Below are 17850 nucleotides of genomic sequence, written 5' to 3'. Positions count from 1 at the left end.
GAGTTTCCTCCAAAGGGCTCAAATTTGTTCAAGTCCCTTGTGTCTACCAATTTCACCACTCGGGCGATGCGCGGTCCGCTTGGGGCCGGCAGCGGGCGAGACTATACCATCTAGACCGCATGGCCGCGCGCGCGGCGGCGAATTGTTGCCGCGGCCGCGCGCGGGTAAACCCCGATCCCTGCGGGCCCGGACTCCGGACGACACTTTGCGCCATGAAACCCAGTCCGCCCGCCCCGCCATCCCGCGACATCGACCCCGTTTCCCTGCGCCTGTTCCTGGCCGCTTTGGAAGAGGGCAGCCTGGCGCGCGCCGCCGCCCGTGAAAACATCGTGCCGTCCGCAGTCAGCAAGCGCATGTCGGAGATGGAGGACGCGTTTGGCGTGCCGCTGCTCGAGCGCGGCGTGAAGGGCGTGCAGCCGACGCCGGCGGGCGATGCGCTGGCCGCGCATGTGCGCCGCGTGCTGGAAGACATGGACCGCATGCACCGCGACATGGCGGGATTCGCGACCGGGGTGCGCGGGCATATCCGGCTCGCGGTCAGTTTCGCGGCCCTGTCGGGTGACCTGCCGGCGCAGATCCAGTCTTTTCGCCGCGCGAACCCGCAGATCGACATCTCGTTGGAAGAGGACACCACGCAGACCGCCTTTCGTGCCGTGCTGGAAGGGCAGGCGGACGTGGCGGCGGGATCGGACTTCGGCCATGACGGTCTGCAGGTATTTCCCTTTGGCCATTGCGAACTGGCGGCGGTGGTGCCCGGCCGGCACCTGCTGGCCGATCGCGAGACGCTGGGGTACGCGCAATTGCTGCCGTTCGAATTGATCGAGCTGAACCGGGACAACGGCATCAGCAGCGTGTTCGACCAGGCCGCGCGCGACGCGGGCATGACGCGCCGCATCAGCGCGCGGGTCAGTTCGCACGAGACCATCTGCCTGCTGGTGGCGCGCGGCATGGGCGTGGCCGTGGTGCCGCATTACCTGAAGGCGCGGTTGGCGCACCTGGACATCCGCTTCATTCCGCTGGAGGGGCCCTGGTCCAGCACGCCGCTGTGCGTCGCGGTGCGGGATCCGGACGCCTTGTCGCCGGCCGCCCGTGCGCTGCTGGCGCATCTGGGCGTGCTGGGCAGCTGACGGGCGTCTCAGGGGTAACCCGGACGTTCCCAAACGAGAATGCCCCCGTGCTGAAAGACCGCTACCCGCCCTGGCCGCCCGCCCGCGATCATGCAGGCAGGCGGGCGGCGGCGGGCGAGTGTCCCTGACCGCCGCCGCGCTTCCATCGAACAGGCTGGCAAGAGGAACCCGAGATGACAGCAGCACCGGCTTCACCCTTCATGGACAGCACCGAACTGCCCCTGCGCGGCATCAAGGTCCTGGAACTGTCCCACATGATCATGGGGCCGGCCGCCGGCCTGTCGCTGGCGGACCTGGGCGCCGACGTCATCAAGGTGGAACCCATCGATGGCGACCGCACGCGCCGCCTGAAGGGATCCGGCAGTGGCTACTTTCCCGTCTTCAACCGCAACAAGCAGAGCCTGGCGATCGACTTGAAGTCGCCGGAGGGGCAGGAGGTCGTGCGCAAGCTGGCGCTTCAGACCGACATGATCGTGGAGAACTTCCGCGATGGCAGCCTGGCGCAGTACGGACTGGATTATGAATCGCTGTCGGCCGAGAACCCGGGGCTGATCTATGTGTCGCTCAAGGGCTTTCTGTCCGGTCCCTACAAGCACCGCACGGCGCTGGACGAGGTGGTGCAGATGATGGGCGGGCTGGCCTACATCAACGGCGGCGCGGACACGCCGCAGCGGGTGGCGGCGTCGGTCAACGACATCCTGGGCGGCACGTTCGGGGTGGTGGGCGCGCTTGCCGCGCTGCACGACCGCCACGCGACGGGCCGCGGACGCCATGTCCGGTCCGGGCTCTTTGAAAACAATCTTCTACTCGTTGCGCAGTTCATCGCGCAGTTCCAGCTGACGGGAACGGCGCCCAAACCCATGGGCGCGGAGCGCAAGCCGCCATGGGGCGTGTACGACGTCTTCGAGACGGCGGATGGCCGCGTGTTCGTCGCGGTGGTGGGCGATGCGCAATGGCGCAACTTCGCGCAGAAATTCCTGCCGCCCGAGTGGGCCGCGGACCCGCGCCTGGCGACCGCCGTCGATCGCGAAGCCGCGCGGTCGTGGCTGGTGCCGGGCGTGGGCGAGGTCCTGAAGGCCTGGAAGACCGACGACCTGTGCGCCGCGCTGGAAGAGGCCAACCTGTCGTATGGCCCGATCCGCCAGCCGCACGACCTGCTCGACGATGCGCACTTGAACGCTGGCGGGGCGCTCTTGAAAACGCGGCTGCCGGACGGCGGCGAAATCTCGGCCGCCGCGCTGCCCATCGAGTTCGACGGCCGCAAGGCGGGCAAGCGGTTCGATCCGCCCACGCAGGGCGCGCAGACTCACGCGATCCTGCAGGGTCTGGGGCTGGATGCCGCGCGCATCGACGCGTTGCGCGCTTCGGGAGTGATTGCATGAACGACGGGCAGTAGCGCCCGATCCCTGTCGAGGCGGCGCCAGACCGCCAAGACATCCATCAAAGAGGAGACAACCATGATCCGCAAACTCGTTGCGCTGGCCGCATTGGCCGTGGCATGTGCTGCAAACGCGCAGGACTATCCCAGCAAGCCCATCCGCATCATCATCCCGTCCACGCCAGGCGGCGGCACCGACTACATCGGCCGCCTGATGAGCACCAAGCTGCACGAGCTGAACGGCTGGGCGGTGGTGCCCGAGAACAAACCTGGTGCTGGCACCGCGCTGGGCCTGGCGGAGGCCGCGCGGTCGCCCGCGCAGGGCTACGACCTGGTGATCGGCCAGTCCGACAACGTCACGCTGATTCCGCTGCTGATGAAAGTGGCCTACGACCCCGTCAAGGACCTGACGCCCGTGGCGCTGGTGGCCACCACGCCGATGGTGCTGCTGGTGGCCGAGGGATCGCCCTACAAGACGCTGCCCGAGGTGATCGAGGCGGCCAGGAAGGAACCCAACAAGATCTCGTATGGCACGTCGGGCACGGGCGGCGGCGTGCACATCGCCATGGAGATGCTGCAGCACGAAGCCGGCTTCAAGATGCAGCACGTGCCCTACAAAGGGTCCGCCCCGGCGTTAGCCGACCTGATGGGCGGCCATTTGCAGTTCGCGGGTTCGTCGATTTCCTCGGCGGCCACGCTGATCAAGTCCGGCAAGGTGCGCGCGCTGGCGGTGACTTCGCCCAAGCGCAATCCCGCCTTGCCCGACGTGCCGACCGTGGCCGAGCTGGGCTACAAGGATTTCAGCGTGGTGACCTACTACGGCGTGCTTGCCCCGGCCAAGACGCCGGACGCCATCGTGGCGCGCTTGAACACCGACTTCAACAAGCTGCTTGCCCGGCAGGACGTGAAGGACGCGCTGGCGGCACAGGGACTGGAGACCGATCCGGTGTCCAGCGCGCAGTTTGCGGCGCTGATCCAGTCGGACATCGGCAAGGCGCGGCAAACCATCAAGAGCGCCGGCATCGTCATTCAGCAATAGCATCACGGGAACGCATATGAACCAGGAAGTCAGGCTTTGCGAGGTCGGGCCGCGCGACGGACTGCAGATGGCCAACGGCATGATGGCGGGCGCCGACAAGTTGCGCTGGATCCGGCAGTTGGCCGACGCCGGCCTGCGAGAGATCGAGGTGGGCAGCTTCGTGTCGCCACGCCTCGTGCCGCAGATGGCGGACACCGGCGACATCCTGCCCGAGGTCCTGAAGATCGATGGGCTGACAGTATGTGCGCTGGCCTGCAACCTGAAGGGCGCGATCGCGGCGTATGAGGCGGGCGCGCATGTGCTGGCGTTTCCGGTGTCGGTCAGCGACACGCATAGCCGCGCCAACGTCGGCAAGGGCACCGACGCGCAGGTCGACATGCTGGCCGCCATCGTCGACTGGGTTCGCGCACAGGCGCGGCCCATGCGCATCGACGCGGCCGTTGCCACGGCGTTCGGTTGTTCGATGGAAGGAGAGGTGCCGGTGCGGCGCGTGGCGGACGTGGCGCAAGCCGTGGCGCGGGCCGGCGCCGACGAAATCGCCCTGGCCGATACCGTGGGCTATGCGCACCCCGGGCGGGTGCGCGAGGCAGTGCGGGCCGCGCAGGACGCGGTGGGGGCACGGCTGACCAAGCTGCATCTGCACGACACGATGGGGTTGGGTCTGGCCAACGCGCTGGCGGGGCTGGACGAAGGCATCCGCGCCTTCGATTCCTGTCTGGGCGGACTGGGGGGATGCCCGTTCGCGCCGGGGGCGTCGGGCAACATCGTCACGGAAGATCTGGTGTTCATGCTGGAAAGCATGGGCTTTCGAACCGGCGTCGACCTGTCCCGCCTGCTGGCGGCGCGCCCGCTCCTGGCCGATTCACTGCCGCAGGAAAGACTGCGCAGCGGCGTGGCCGCCGCTGGCATTCCCAAGACCTACGCGGCGGCGTAGCTCAGCGATACACCAGCACCGGAAGCGTGCTGTGCGCCAGCACCTTCTGGGTCTGGCTGCCCAGCAGCAGCGCGGCCACGCCGCCGCGGCCGTGCGAGGACATGGCGATCAGGTCGCAATTGCGCGTCATGGCCACGTCCACGATCACCTGGTACGGCGACTCGCTTTCGCGCATTTCCGTGACGCAGGCCACCCCCGTGGTGCTTGCCTTGCCGGCGGCTTCGGACAAGTAGGAACTGGCCAGTTCGCGCGCCTGGTTTTCGTAGACGCCGCGCATGCCTTCGAGCTGCACGGTTTCCATGGAAGGCATCTGGAAAGGGCTGTACACGGTCAGGACCGTGACGCTGGCGCCCAACTCGCGGGCAAGCGCAAGCGCTTGCTCCAGGCCGGAATTGGCCAGGCTGGATCCGTCGATGGGGATGAGTATGTGCTTGTACATGGCAACCTCCAGGGGATGAGGCGCGACGCCTTCTTGAAGGAAAGGTGTAGCAAGAAAGGCGCACCGGCAGGTCCCATCCTACTACTGCTCGGAAGTCGTGACATCCCGGATTGGCGAGAGGTCACGCGCCGGCGGATCCATCTTGCGGCCGGGCGAACGCCAGCGTGCTGAGCAACAGCATCATCAACACTGCGGGATACGTGTAGCGGTAAGCGGGGAACGGTATCACCATCAGCAGCAGGAGAATCGATGCAACGGGCACAACGGCTGCCATCAGCACTCCGGGGTCTCGCGTCCGCGCGACAAACATGAACACGATGAAAAATCCCGCAAGCAACGGAAGGGCGGGTTTCCAGAATAGCCAGAACCAACTTGCCGTCTCCGTCTGACTCTTATATTGCTCGATGGCCTCGGTCAGCGAGGGGATCAGACTTCGATGCGGGCCGGCGAGGGGCAGAAATCTGCTTTCCTGATCATCGAAACCCAAAGCGGCGGTCGTCTGAAATGGCAATTGGCCCACGCCGGTATGCCAGATCATTTTTGTGATGCATATTTGCCTGTCCAGCAGGATCTTTGGGTGTGCCAACAAGATCCTGCCGACAGCCTTGGCCAAATCAAGCTGGTGATTCCATAGGAACGCCAGATACGCCTCCCTGTCCAGCTGGATGTTCTGCGAAACCGAAGTTTGTGTCGTATCCGTCATGTAGCAATCGAAATCTGCCCAGGCTTCGCGAGGGGCCAATCGATAGAAAAGGGCGGAATCCTCTGCATCAATGGAAACGCCACTGGCGACCGACGCGGCAAATAGATGGTAGATGTACAGGTTGGCGAACAGGCGCGGCGGTCTATCTTGTATTTCTTCAACACCGCTTTGAGCAAGGAAGGCTCGGCGCTCCGCCTTTGCCAGCATGGACAGGGCGTTGGGTATTGCAATGGCCAGCGCCACGAAGACCACGCCGGCCACGACTGCGCCGTTCGCGGTGTGCCGGCGGTACAGCAAGATCACGACGAATAGCATCGCGAGCATGATGGCGGGCATGACATTGCCGCGCATGAGACTCGCCATCAGCGCCGAACAGACGATCGAGGTCAACAAGAACGCCGGCACGCGCGCGCCGCGTTGCGTGCGAAAGGCGGCCATGAGCGCCCAGCTGAAAAAGAGGAGGCCTACTGCGCTGATGGCATCCTTGCCAAGATTGGTGAAAAAGAGCGGGTATTGCGGCGTGAATGCCAGGATAAGTGCCGCTGCAGCGGCGCACCAGAGGGGGACGCCGCGAAAGCGCAGTTCACGCAGAACCAGCGCAACCGCGAGCGCGGCAGACACGCCCTGCACGGCCACCAGCAACGCGGGTGATGTGTCTATCCACGTGAATAGCCGCATCAGGTATGTCGCGGCGTAGCCAAGCGGCTCGGAAAGATCGCCGCCCAAGGCGGCCTGTACCCATTGGAGCGCAGCGTCATACCCCACGTTGGCTGGATAGAAGCTGACCTGCGTGGCGGCTGTAGACAGAGCAAGCGGAAGGGCCAGCCACAGCGTTTCTCGGCGTTTCGGCTTGGCCGCGGATCCTACTCCTGAAGCCGTCATCAAACGGAAGGCGACGGCGGAAGTAACCAGCAAGATCAGCGCAAATATGCCGATGCGGGCAGGCAAGCCGAAAACGGCTCGCGTGGCGGTGGAGGGCACCAAGGAATTGACGCCGCCGACCTCGATGGGGACGATAGATTCAGTGGCGCTCTGCAGCTCGATCTGATTCCGGTATCCCGCGCTATCGCTCAAGATGGCGGCGCTGGGCTGAGCATAGCGAAGCAACCCAAAGAGGATGGGCTCATCCGCGGTTCTTATCACTAGGGGCGGCGCACCCGCCTCGGCGCTGAATGTGACGGAGTCTAGGGCGCGCGTTTCCGTCCATCCCTGCTCGGGAACCGATATGGCGTCGTCCTTGCGGAGCGCATCAATCCGCAGGCCGTAGAAAACAACCTTGAGCGATCCGCTGTAGCCAGTGGCGGGAGCGACTTGAAGCCGATAGACCGGACGTTCGTAGGCCAGATCCAGGGATAGGAACATTGCGACTGCTGCCAGCAAGCTGGCCAGCCATATCCAAAGCGGCGCATTTCGCCGTGAAAGAGCGCTCCTGGGCTGCATAACGCGGCAGTGCTTCCTTACTTCAGAAAGTTAGTGTGCCCGGATGGCGGGAGTGGACGGCAAAAAACCAGCCCGCTCAGCAGCATCAGCACCAACACCGCCGGGTAGGCGTATCGGTAGGCCGGGAACGGGATCACCAGCAGCAATTGCACAATGGTCAGCACGGGCAGTAGGGCAACCATCATCACGCCTACGTCTCGGGTACGCGCGAGATACAGCCCGACGATAAAGAGGCCGAAGGCCAGCGGCAGCGCCGGCTTCCAGAAGAACCAGAACCAGCCGGGATTCTCTGTCCACTGCACGTAATCCTGGATGTTCTGGCGCAGCGAGGGCCAAGGCGTGCGACTTTCTCCGGCAAGTGGCAGGAAGCGCTTGTCGACGACGTCGTATCCCAACATCGCGGTCGCTTGGAAGGGACGGTCTCCGACGCCGATCTGCCACAACACCCGGGTTATGCAGGCTTGCCGGTCAAAGAGAAGTTTTGGGTTGTCCCGAACGATGCGCAGCACGGTTCGCGCCATGGCCGGCTGATGTGCCTGCAGGTGCGCGTTGTATTCACTTTGCGTGAAGCGAATGTTCTGGCCAAGACTGGCCATGGTCGTGTCTGTCATGTAGCAGGAGTAATTCTTCCATTTCTCCCGCGGAATGATGGCGAAAAAGGGCTTCGCCTCGTCGTCCGAAACGGCGACGTTGTTGGCCATGGCGGCGCTGAACAAATGATAGAGGTAAAGGTTGGTGAAAACGCCGAGCGGCAGGTCGGCGTTGGGCAGAATGCGTACCCGCTCGACCGGCCGCTGGTATTGCTCCACCTCCTGTGCCGCCAGCGCCGCGAGTGCCTTGGGAACAACCAGTGCGACGACGAGAAATACCGCGCCGGCCGCGAGCAGACGGTAGGCGCGGCTGCGCCAGAACAACCAGGCCAGGGCGACGGCCAGGGCCACCAGAATGACGGGCATGACGTTATTGCGCATCAGACCCGCAAACAATCCCGAGGCGACAGCCGCGGCCAAAACGCCCCACGGCGGCAACTGCTTCTTCGTCTGGCGAAACAGATTCAGCACCGCCCAGGAAAAAAACAGGATGCCCGTCACGCAGAGCGGGTCCTTGCCCAGATTGGTGAAGAACGAGAAGTACTGCGGCGTGATGGCGAGGGCCGTGGCCACCGCCAGACTGGCAGGCAATGACAATCCACGGTGGCGCAATTCGCGCAGAACCAGCGCCATGCCAAACGCTGCGAAAACCGCCTGGATGGCAATCAACGGCAACGGAGAGCTGCTCATCCATGCGAACGCGCGCATGAGATACGTGGTGGGGTAGCCCAGGGGCTCGAACAATTCACCGCGGCCGGCCGCCTGAACCCACTGGATCGAGCCGTCGTAGCTGACGTTGCCGGGCAGGAAGGCAATCAGGGTTGCGCCCGACGTGATCAGAAAAGGCAGTGCACAGAATGCGACTTCAAGCCGTCGCGGGCTGGGCCGCGGCATTTCATCGGCGATGGCAGGCCGCGTCATCTGCCAGGTGATTGCCGTCAGCAGGATCAGAATTGCCGCGGCGGCGAAGATCCGGATCGTCACGCCGAAGCGGGGGGGCTCGCTGCTGGCTGCAACGGAAGAGAGGGCGCCGCCAATGACTAACGTGGACAAGGTTTCCCTGTCTGCGCGCAGGGCGATCAAGCGCCGGTCGCCGGCGCCGTTGTTCACCGTGGCCGAACCGCCGTTGGCGTGATGCACAAACGTCAGAATGACCGGGTTGTTCCGCGCCACGACTTCAATGGGGGCGGCGGGCGCCTGCGCCGTCATGACCGTCGAGTCCGAGCCTCGGGTGATTTGCCAACCGTTTGCGGGCACGGTCAGAATTCCGCGCGACAGATAGGAATCGAAGTCGTTGCCGTAGAGCGCTACGGTGACGCTGCCTTCCGGCGATGCGGAGGGCGATATCCAGACGCGATATTCCGGTTGCAACGCCCCCAGGTTCAACGACAGGTAAATGAGCGTTGCAGACACAAGCACCGCCAGCCAATGACCCGCGGTGACGTGCTGCCAAGCTGACTGCTTGGTAGCCATGACGGTTGTTCAGTCCAACGTTTTGCGGCCAACGCGTGCGTTTTGCAGCGCGACATAGCGTGCAAGACTGGTAATGGCGCGATGCTGGGAATTGAGGTGGCGTGCGAGAAGAATCAGCGCGTTGATGATCGCTACCAGGAGCAGAATGATGAAAAAGTCCAGGCCCCGGCCGATGCCGAAGAAATGAGCGATCTCCGAGGTGATCTCAGGATTCCAGACGAAGTAGATCCCCACCAGATAAGACAGACACAGCAACATGCAGATCCAGGTCGGCCGAATGAATGCAAAGCTGTAAACCGCCATGAACAAAAATACCGCGGTGAGCAAGATGCTGAAAATCATTTGGAAACTCTCCCCATCAGCAATTCCATCAGAATGCGGATGGCATTTGAGCTGCGCTGCCCCTTTCTGATGGAATATTCCGTATAGGCGATCGTCACTGGGTGCTCGATATAGCGCACTTTATGGGACGCGATATGTTCGAGAATTTCTGATGCGTGCGCCATCCGGTTCTGTTTGAACTTGAACTCTTCGCAGAATTTGCGGGTCAGGGCGCGAAAACCGTTGTGCACATCGGTCAGGCGAATTCGCGCAGTGATGCGCGTGTACAGCAGGGCGCTGGTCAGCACTAGCTTGCGGGAAAACGGGACATTGGTTTTGGTGCCCAAGAACCGGCTGCCCAGAACGGCATCGACGCCGCTCGCCTTGAGTGCGGCAAGCATGGGCAGGATTTCGCGGGCGTCGTGCTGGCCATCGGCGTCAAACGTCACGATGTAATCGGCTTGCTGACGCAGGGCATATTCGATCCCGGTCTGCAGCGCGGCGCCCTGACCGAGGTTGATGGGATGCGAGAGGACGTGAGCGCCTGCGGCCAGGGCAGCTTGGGCGGTCGCGTCGGCCGAGCAGTCATCGCAAACGACCACGTTCCCGACATACGGGAGCACGCCCGCGATGGTGTTGGCGATGACGCTGCCTTCGTTGAATGCAGCAATCACGACCCATACGTTGTCTTGGCAATTTGTCGCCATGACTCACTCCGTGCCCAAGATGATCAGCCCGACTCCGATAACGGCCAGACTGATGATCGTAAAGGGATAGCCGCGGGAAAGCGGGATAAACGCCAGCAGGCAAACCCAGAAAACCAGCACGACGCCATAGCTGGCCGCGCCGAGCAGGAATGTCCAATCCGATGCCAGCGACGAGAGGCGCGAAAACGGTCCTTGGTGTTCGGTCGGCACTTGGCGCTGCGCCGAAGACCCGAGCAGGATGTGGACTGCCTTCACGCTGCCTCCCGTTTTCGGAACACCAGGCGCATCGCGTCAAACAGATTCACGGGCAGACCCATGCGGTGCGTCCACGTCGGCAGCGTGGGTCGCACCGAAACATACCGGAGCAGTTGGTACACGATCAAACCAATCGGCACCTTTTTCCAGGGGTGATCCATGTGGACCAAGTCCAGTCCCAGGCGATCGCACAGCGACTTCAAGGATTTTGGCGTGAAAAACCACAAGTGTTGGGGAGGCGTCATGAGACGCCAGTTGCTGCCGGTGGCTTTCGCGACCGCCGAGGAGAAATCTCCGGTCGTCATGAGCAGCAATCCTCCCGGCTTCAACGTGCCGGATGCCGCCTCAAGCGAAGCCACTGGATCAGGCAAGTGTTCAATGACGTCCAGCAGGACCACGACGTCCGCGTCAGAGAAGCGGGACAGCGCCTCTCTGGATACTTCTCCGTGGTAAACCTTGTCGTGCCCTCGGGCATTGCAGCTTTCGACAGCCTCTTCACACAGTTCGACGCCGCCTACCTCGTAGGAGGATGCCTTGGCCACGTCTAGAAAATAGCCATAAGCGCAGCCCAGCTCGATCAGGCGCCCGCTGCCCGCGCCCAGCCTTTTCAGCAGCGCGATGTCCTGCTTGAACTGTGTACGCAGCACGTCGCCAGCCTGGACATAATTGGAATACCCGTCCTCGCGTCCTCCATTGAAGTACGAGGAATCGTAATAGGTGGCGGCATCGAACTGCTCGGGTTCCGCCTTGCCTGCGCCGCATCCCCGGCACCGGTAGATGGGAATTCCTGCCTTGTGATAGGCCAATTCAAACGCGGAAGTTGTCTGGCACAGAGGGCACGCAGGCGCTGTAGGCATGGGGATAGTCAGATTTTCAGAAGGACGGAATGTTGAGCAATGCTGCCGCTAATGCGTCGCCACGCCCGTGGCAGCGCTAAAAAACGCAGCGATTCGCTCGCTCGCGGAGCTAGCGGTCGAGCAGCCCGGCGCATGTGTTGGCTCAGAGTGCTCAGCAGTTGCTGATCAAGGCCTTATGAAACGCAGCATTCAGCGGCTAGGTGTTGCACATGGAACATCCGCTACAACAAATGCTTTTGGCGGAGGCGGTGAGATTCGAACTCACGAACGGTTGCCCGTTGCCGGTTTTCAAGACCGGTGCAATCGACCACTCTGCCACACCTCCCGACGTAACCATTCAGGCCAGAGCCCAACATTATCGGCTGACCTGTCCTGCTTTTGCCGACATTTTGCGATACTGCGGCCGCCAGGCAAACATTCTGTCCGATCGATACCACGGTATGCCGCAAAGGGCGCAATAATAATCCATTTGCTGCAAAGGAGGCACGCGATGCACGCTGTTGAAATCACCCGCCCCGGCGGCCCCGAGGTCCTCGTCCCCGTGGAACGTCCCACGCCCGAGGCCGGCGCCGGCGAAGTTCTCATCAAAGTGACCGCTGCGGGCATCAACCGCCCCGACGTGTTCCAGCGCAAGGGCAACTATGCCCCGCCGCGTGGCGCGTCCGATCTGCCGGGCCTGGAAGTAGCCGGCGAGATCGTTGGCGGCGACGTGGCTGGCAGCGGTTTTGCCGTAGGCGACAAGGTCTGCGCCCTGGTGGCCGGCGGCGGCTATGCCGAATATTGCGTTGCGCCCGTGGCGCAGTGCCTGCCGATTCCCAAGGGCTTGTCCGACATCGAGGCCGCGGGCCTGCCCGAGACGTATTTCACGGTGTGGAGCAACGTGTTCGACCGCGGCCGCCTGTCCGAGGGCGAGGCGCTGCTGGTTCACGGCGGCGCGAGCGGCATCGGTACCACGGCCATCCAGCTGGCGCGTGCGATGGGGCATAAGGTGTATGCGACCGTCGGCAGCGATGATCGCGCACGCGCCGTCGAGGCGTTGGGCGCCGACAAGGGCATCAACTACAAGACGCAGGATTTCGTGAAGGAAGTGCTGGACGCCACCGGCGGACGCGGCGTGGACGTGATCCTGGACATGGTGGCCGGCGACTATATCGCCCGCGACATGCAGTGCCTGGCCGATGACGGCCGCATCGTCATCATTGCGCAGCTGGGCGGCTCGCACGCCAATGTGGATACCGCCCAGGTCATGCGCCGCCGCCTGACCATCACCGGCTCGACCTTGCGTCCCCGTCCGGTGGCCTTCAAGGGCGCCATCGCGCGTGCCCTGCGCGAGCACGCCTGGCCGTTGTTGGAAAAAGGGGCCATCAAGCCCATCGTCCATGCCACCTTCCCGCTGGCCGAGGCCTCCAAGGCGCACGCCATGATGGAAGGCGGGGAAAACATCGGCAAAATCATCCTGACCATGTAAGAAACGCGCGGCGTTCGGCGTATCGCCGCGCAACAGGATACAATCTCGGGTTTCGCCTGGAATTTTTTCCAGGCAGGCCCGTGGGCGGTTGCTGCACAAAGCCCCTGTAACAGGTCCTCCCACCTCAGACCCAATCGTCAGACAAATTCGCCATGACTTCAGTCGAAAATCGCGCCCGCCTCGTGCTGGGCAACTGGAAGATGCACGGCAATCTCGCCGAGAACGCCGCGTTGCTGACCGAGCTTCGTGCCGCGGATGCGGCGGGCCACTGCGAAATCGGCATCTGCGTTCCGTTTCCCTACCTGGCGCAGGCCGCGTCGGCCCTGACCGGCAGCAGCGTGTCCTGGGGCGCGCAAGACGTCAGCGCGCACGACAAGGGGGCGTACACGGGTGAAGTCTCCGGTTCGATGCTGAAAGAGTTCGGCTGCCGCTGGGCGCTGGCCGGCCATTCTGAGCGCCGCGTCCTGCACGGCGAAACCGACGAGATCGTGGCCGCCAAGGCGCAGGCCGCGCTGGCCGCCGGCCTGACGCCCGTGGTCTGCGTGGGCGAATCCCTGGCTGACCGCGAAGCCGGCAACACGCTGGCCGTGATCGAACGGCAGCTCAAGCCCGTGCTGGCGCTGGGCGCCGACGCCGTCTCGCGCATGGTTCTCGCTTACGAACCCGTCTGGGCCATCGGCACCGGCCGCACGGCCTCGCCGGAGCAGGCCCAGGAAGTCCATGGCGCCATCCGCGCCGCCCTGCGCGCGCTCGGCGCTGCGCAGGTTCAGGTGTTGTACGGCGGCAGCGTCAAGGCCGCCAACGCCTCCAGTTTGTTCGCCATGACTGATATCGACGGAGCCCTGGTCGGCGGCGCGTCGCTCGTGGCCGAAGAGTTTTTGCGAATTGCCGCCATCTAAGTTTCCGTTCCGGAGTCTGTAATGCCCCTGATGCTCAAAATTCTGCTGGCCGTCCAAGTGATCTCGGCGCTGGCTATCATCGTCCTGGTCCTGCTTCAGCAGGGCAAAGGCGCCGACATGGGCTCCGCTTTCGGTAGCGGCTCGTCGGGCAGCCTGTTCGGCGCCACTGGCGCGGCGAACTTCCTGTCGCGCGCCACCAAGTGGTCCGCGGTCGTGTTCTTTGCCTCCACCGCTGGCCTGGCTTACTTCAGCCACAAGGGCACCAGCGGTCCCGCCGTGGATTCCGGCGTGATGCAGAGCTTCCCGGCCGACCGTTCGGTTCCGCAGGCCCCGGGCTCCTCGGTGCCCGCCACGCCGGGCGCATCGTCCGTGCCGGGCGCGTCGTCGGTGCCTGCCACCCCGGCTCCCGCCACGCCCGACGCCTCCGTGCCCGCGGCCCCGGCCACGCCGGCTGCGCCTGCCGCTGAAAAGCCGGCGCAAGCGCCCGCCGCTCCGGCAAAGTAAGGGACTGCAGCAGAAAGGCCGGCGCAAGCCGGCTTTTTTTATGCTTGCGATATTGAAGCGATCCGCGTGGGGAAACCATGGAAAAGCGATTGATGCCGTCGATGATGGCGCTCCAGTGTTTCGAGGCGGTGGCGCGGCACATGAGCGTCACGCGTGCCGCCGAAGAGCTGCACATGACGCAAAGCGCGATCAGCAAGCAGATTGCGCAGCTTGAGGCGCTGCTGCGCAATCCGCTCTTCCTGCGCGTGCGCCGCCGGCTGCAACTGACGCCGGCCGGCGCGCTGTACCAATCCGAGGTCAGGACGATCCTGAACCAGGTGGACATGTCCTCGCGGTACATCCTGACCTACGGCAGTGAAACGCAGGTGCTGACGATCGGCACCCAGCCCACCTTCGGCTCGCGCTGGCTCATCCCGCGGCTGCAGCGTTTCATGGCCGCGCATCCGGATATCCAGGTCAAGGTGCGCAGCGAAACCCGCCCGTTCGACCTGATGCAGGCCAAGATCGACATCTCGTTCTTCTTTGGCCACGGCACGTTGCCCGGCGCGCAGTGCCTGGAGCTCTTCGAGGCCGACGTCGTGCCGGTGTGCGCGCCCGGGTTCCTGCGCGGCGGCCGGATCGCCAGCCTGGACGACCTGAGCCAACAGACGCTGATCCAGTGCGCCTCGCGTCCCGAAGCGTGGCACGACTATTTCTCGCATCAGCAGTTTCAATCGGACAGCAGCTATCACGGTCCGCGGTTCGACACCTTCTACATGTGCGTGCGGGCGGCCGAGGGCGGCTGCGGCATCGCGCTCACGCCGCGTCTGCTGGCCGAGGAAGAGCTGCAAGCCGGCAAGCTGGTCATCCCATGGGGCTACGTGCAGCCCAGTGACGGCGCGTACTTCGTGGCGTATTCCGAACACTCCGCCGAGGTGCCCAAGATCAAGCAGTTCGTCGCGTGGGTGCGCGACGAGGCGCGCCAGCAGGAGGCGCGGGGCGGCACGCGCGGGCAATCCATGAAAAAACGGACTGATTAAGCCGATTTTTTTCATTTGATCGAGCCCCGGCGGGCATGATCTCATGCGGGCCATCCTTGTTTACCGATGTGCCGAGCCCGCCATGAGTCAGAATTTCGTCAATCCCGATCAGATCCGCGCCTGGTTTTCGCGCGCCATGTCCGACATGTACAAGCAGGAAGTTCCGCTGTACGACACCCTGCTGGACCTTGTGGCGCAGGTCAATGCGCGGACGATGTCCGAGCAGCCGGAACTGGCCGCGCAACTGGCGCGCACGGGCGAGATCGAGCGCCTGGACATCGAGCGCCACGGTGCGATCCGCGTCGGTACGCCCGAGGAACTGGCGAACATGCGCCGCGTGTTTGCCGTGATGGGCATGCAGCCGGTCGGCTACTACGATCTGTCGCCTGCTGGCGTGCCCGTGCATTCGACGGCCTTTCGCGCCACGCACGAGGCAGCGCTGCAGGTCAGCCCGTTCCGCGTTTTCACGTCGCTGCTGCGGCTGGAGCTGATCGATGACGTGGCGCTGCGCGAGAAGGCCGCCCGCATCCTGGCGGCGCGCCAGATCTTCACGGACCGCGCGCTGGCGCTGACCGCCCGCTTCGAGGCGGAAGGCGGCCTCACCGAGGCCGACGCGCGCGAGTTTGTCGCCGAGGCGCTGCATACGTTCCGCTGGCACAGCGAGTCCACGGTCAGCCTGGACGACTACCGCGAGCTGCACGGCCAGCATCGCCTGATCGCCGACGTCGTGGCGTTCAAGGGGCCGCACATCAATCACCTGACGCCGCGCACGCTGGACATCGACGAAGCGCAGGCCGAGATGCCGCGGCGCGGCGTGTCGGCCAAGGCCGTCATCGAAGGCCCGCCACCGCGCAAGTGCCCGATCCTGCTGCGTCAGACCAGCTTCAAGGCGCTGGAAGAGCCCGTGCGTTTTGCGGGCGCCGACGGCACCAGTGCGGTGGGCAGCCACACGGCCCGCTTTGGCGAGATCGAGCAGCGTGGCGTGGCGCTGACCCGCAAGGGCCGCGCGCTGTACGACCAGTTGCTGGATCTGGCCCGCAGCCGCATCAGCGGTGCGCCCAACGAAGGCAACGCGGCGGCGTACATGCAGAACCTGAAGGATTGCTTTGCGGCATTTCCCGACAACTACGCGGCGTTGCATGACCAGGGGCTGGCGTACTTCCGCTACTTCCTGACGGGTAAGGCCGGCACGCCGGAGACCTCCGAGTTGTCCGCCTTGATCGACGCGGGGTTCATCCAATACGAACCGCTGGTGTATGAAGACTTCCTGCCGGTCAGCGCGGCCGGCATCTTCCAGTCGAACCTGGGCGACAAGGCGCAGGCCGAGTACGCGCAGAATGCCAGCCAGACGGCATTTGAAGCCGCGCTGGGCGCCCGCGTGCTGGACGAGCTGGCCCTTTACGACGACACGCAGGCGCGCTCGCTCGAGGCCTGCCTGCAGGCGCTCGCCGCGCCCGTGGACGCATGAGCCGGCTGGATCGCTGCCTGTCGGTGGGTGACTTCGAACGCGAGGCGCGGCGCATCATGCCGCGCTGCGTCGAAGGCTACGTCTGCGGCGGCACGGAAGACGGCGCGTCGCTGTCCGAGAGCGTACGCGCCCCGCGCGACATCGGCTTTCGGCCGCGCGGCCTGCGCGTGGTGGACCAGCGCAGCAGCCAGGTCAGCCTGTTCGGCCAGGACTACGCCATGCCGGTGGGGTTCGCGCCGACCGGCTTCTCGGCCATCGTCATGCACGAATGCGATCTGGCGCTGGCGCGCGTGGCCCAGGAGACGCGGATTCCGTTCATCATCAGCGGCGCCTCCAGCGTGCCGCTCGAACGCCTGCAGGCGGCGACCGGCAACCGCTGCTGGTACCAGGCCTATCTGCCGGGCAACATCGATCGCATCGGCAAGCTGCTGGCGCGGCTGCGCGCGGCCAGCATTCCAGTGCTGGTGGTCACCATCGACACCTGCGTGGGCGCCAACCGCGAGAACCTGCAACGGCTGGCCTTCACCGTCCCGTTCAAGATGAGCGGCCGCGTCGTGCTGGACGGCATGCTGCATCCGCGCTGGACGCTGAACGTCTTCATGCGCACGCTGCTGGGCAGCGGGGTGCCCCGGTTTTCGAACTTGTACGAAGAGATCGGCCCGCCCATCACGCAGGACCCGCCCAACGGCTTTCGCGGCGAGCGCGACAAGCTGTCGTGGGAACACATCCGCTGGATCCGCGAGAACTGGCCAGGCAAGCTGGTGCTCAAGGGCGTCATGCACCCCGACGATGCGCGGATGGCGCATGCGGCGGGCGCGGACGGCGTGATCGTGTCGAACCACGGGGGCCGCCAGCTCGACGGCTGCATTTCGCCGCTGCAGGCATTGCACGATGTCGTGGCCGCGGTGCCCGAAGGCTATCCCGTGATGGTCGACGGGGGCTTCAGGCGCGGCGCCGACGTGCTCAAGGCCGTGGCCCTGGGCGCGCGAATGGTGTTCACCGGCCGCCCGCAGCTCTTTGGCGCGGCGGTGGCGGGCGCCGCCGGCATCCGCAAGGTCGCGCGGATCTTTCACACTGAGATCTCCACGAACATGGCGCTGCTGGGCTGCGGCACGCTTGCCGACGTCACGCCGGACCTGATCGCGCCGGTGCAACCGGCCGGATCCTGGCGTTCCCGGCCGGCCGTCTGATTCCCACCGGGCCGCACGGCCCGGACAACAACAAGAAAT

17 protein-coding genes and 1 tRNA gene are annotated in these 17850 nt (G+C 64.5%); 10 read left to right on the top strand and 8 right to left on the bottom strand.

Annotated elements, in window-relative coordinates:
* The first annotated feature begins 212 nt into the window (after positions 1-212).
* The 4 genes from FBY20_RS05320 (at position 213) to FBY20_RS05305 (ending at position 4478) form a co-directional block, all read left to right on the top strand.
* Positions 213-1127 (top strand): LysR family transcriptional regulator, encoded by a 915-nt coding sequence (locus tag FBY20_RS05320; protein WP_142050530.1) that lies wholly within the window; start codon positions 213-215, stop codon positions 1125-1127.
* 173 nt (positions 1128-1300) lie between these two features.
* Positions 1301-2509 (top strand): CaiB/BaiF CoA-transferase family protein, encoded by a 1209-nt coding sequence (locus tag FBY20_RS05315; protein WP_056321496.1) that lies wholly within the window; start codon positions 1301-1303, stop codon positions 2507-2509.
* A 75-nt stretch (positions 2510-2584) separates the two neighbouring features.
* Positions 2585-3544 carry a tripartite tricarboxylate transporter substrate binding protein gene (locus FBY20_RS05310; RefSeq protein WP_056321498.1) on the top strand — a complete coding sequence of 320 codons (960 nt, stop codon included), beginning with the start codon at positions 2585-2587 and terminating at the stop codon, positions 3542-3544.
* A 16-nt stretch (positions 3545-3560) separates the two neighbouring features.
* The gene (locus FBY20_RS05305) at positions 3561-4478 is read left to right on the top strand and encodes a hydroxymethylglutaryl-CoA lyase (protein WP_056321501.1); all 918 of its coding nucleotides are present in this window, start codon (positions 3561-3563) and stop codon (positions 4476-4478) included.
* 1 nt (position 4479) lies between these two features.
* Here FBY20_RS05305 and FBY20_RS05300 read toward each other — a convergent pair whose 3' ends face one another.
* From FBY20_RS05300 to FBY20_RS05265, 8 genes are all read right to left on the bottom strand, one after another.
* Positions 4480-4917, bottom strand: coding sequence for a universal stress protein (locus FBY20_RS05300; RefSeq protein ID WP_056321504.1), 438 nt, complete (start codon positions 4915-4917; stop codon positions 4480-4482).
* A gap of 121 nt (positions 4918-5038) precedes the next feature.
* Positions 5039-6982, bottom strand: coding sequence for a hypothetical protein (locus tag FBY20_RS05295; RefSeq protein ID WP_142050527.1), 1944 nt, complete (start codon positions 6980-6982; stop codon positions 5039-5041).
* Between the two features lie 95 nt (positions 6983-7077).
* The gene (locus FBY20_RS05290) at positions 7078-9123 is read right to left on the bottom strand and encodes a hypothetical protein (protein WP_142050524.1); all 2046 of its coding nucleotides are present in this window, start codon (positions 9121-9123) and stop codon (positions 7078-7080) included.
* A 9-nt stretch (positions 9124-9132) separates the two neighbouring features.
* Positions 9133-9465 (bottom strand): DUF2304 domain-containing protein, encoded by a 333-nt coding sequence (locus tag FBY20_RS05285; RefSeq protein WP_056321511.1) that lies wholly within the window; start codon positions 9463-9465, stop codon positions 9133-9135.
* A complete protein-coding gene (locus FBY20_RS05280; RefSeq protein ID WP_056321515.1) occupies positions 9462-10151 on the bottom strand; it encodes a glycosyltransferase family 2 protein in 690 nt (229 codons plus the stop codon). The genes FBY20_RS05285 and FBY20_RS05280 overlap by 4 nt, the downstream gene beginning before the upstream one ends.
* Positions 10152-10154: 3 nt before the next feature.
* Entirely contained in the window at positions 10155-10406 is a 252-nt protein-coding gene (locus FBY20_RS05275; protein WP_142050521.1) for a hypothetical protein, read from the bottom strand.
* Entirely contained in the window at positions 10403-11212 is an 810-nt protein-coding gene (locus tag FBY20_RS05270; RefSeq protein ID WP_056321519.1) for a class I SAM-dependent methyltransferase, read from the bottom strand. The genes FBY20_RS05275 and FBY20_RS05270 overlap by 4 nt, the downstream gene beginning before the upstream one ends.
* Before the next feature lie 288 nt (positions 11213-11500).
* Positions 11501-11588, bottom strand: a tRNA-Ser gene (locus FBY20_RS05265).
* 165 nt (positions 11589-11753) lie between these two features.
* Between FBY20_RS05265 and FBY20_RS05260 the strand changes: the two genes are divergently transcribed.
* The 6 genes from FBY20_RS05260 (at position 11754) to FBY20_RS05235 (ending at position 17811) form a co-directional block, all read left to right on the top strand.
* Positions 11754-12731: an NAD(P)H-quinone oxidoreductase gene (locus tag FBY20_RS05260; protein ID WP_062840447.1), complete on the top strand. Its 978-nt coding sequence runs from the start codon at positions 11754-11756 to the stop codon at positions 12729-12731.
* A gap of 152 nt (positions 12732-12883) precedes the next feature.
* Positions 12884-13630, top strand: a complete 747-nt coding sequence (gene tpiA / locus FBY20_RS05255; protein ID WP_056321524.1) for a triose-phosphate isomerase — start codon at positions 12884-12886, stop codon at positions 13628-13630.
* Positions 13631-13651: 21 nt separating this feature from the next.
* Positions 13652-14134, top strand: coding sequence for a preprotein translocase subunit SecG (gene secG / locus FBY20_RS05250; RefSeq protein ID WP_108006533.1), 483 nt, complete (start codon positions 13652-13654; stop codon positions 14132-14134).
* Positions 14135-14211: 77 nt separating this feature from the next.
* Positions 14212-15153, top strand: coding sequence for a LysR substrate-binding domain-containing protein (locus tag FBY20_RS05245; RefSeq protein ID WP_056321530.1), 942 nt, complete (start codon positions 14212-14214; stop codon positions 15151-15153).
* Positions 15154-15235: 82 nt separating this feature from the next.
* Positions 15236-16621 (top strand): VOC family protein, encoded by a 1386-nt coding sequence (locus FBY20_RS05240; protein WP_142050518.1) that lies wholly within the window; start codon positions 15236-15238, stop codon positions 16619-16621.
* A complete protein-coding gene (locus FBY20_RS05235; protein WP_142050515.1) occupies positions 16618-17811 on the top strand; it encodes an alpha-hydroxy acid oxidase in 1194 nt (397 codons plus the stop codon). Before FBY20_RS05240 ends, FBY20_RS05235 begins: the two co-directional genes overlap by 4 nt.
* The last annotated feature ends 39 nt before the right edge of the window (positions 17812-17850 follow it).

The organism is Achromobacter sp. SLBN-14, from assembly GCF_006715415.1.
Taxonomy (GTDB): Bacteria; Pseudomonadota; Gammaproteobacteria; order Burkholderiales; family Burkholderiaceae_B; genus Achromobacter; species Achromobacter mucicolens.
Note: the sequence above shows the minus strand (reverse complement) of the source record. Positions and strands in the feature narration are given on the sequence as shown.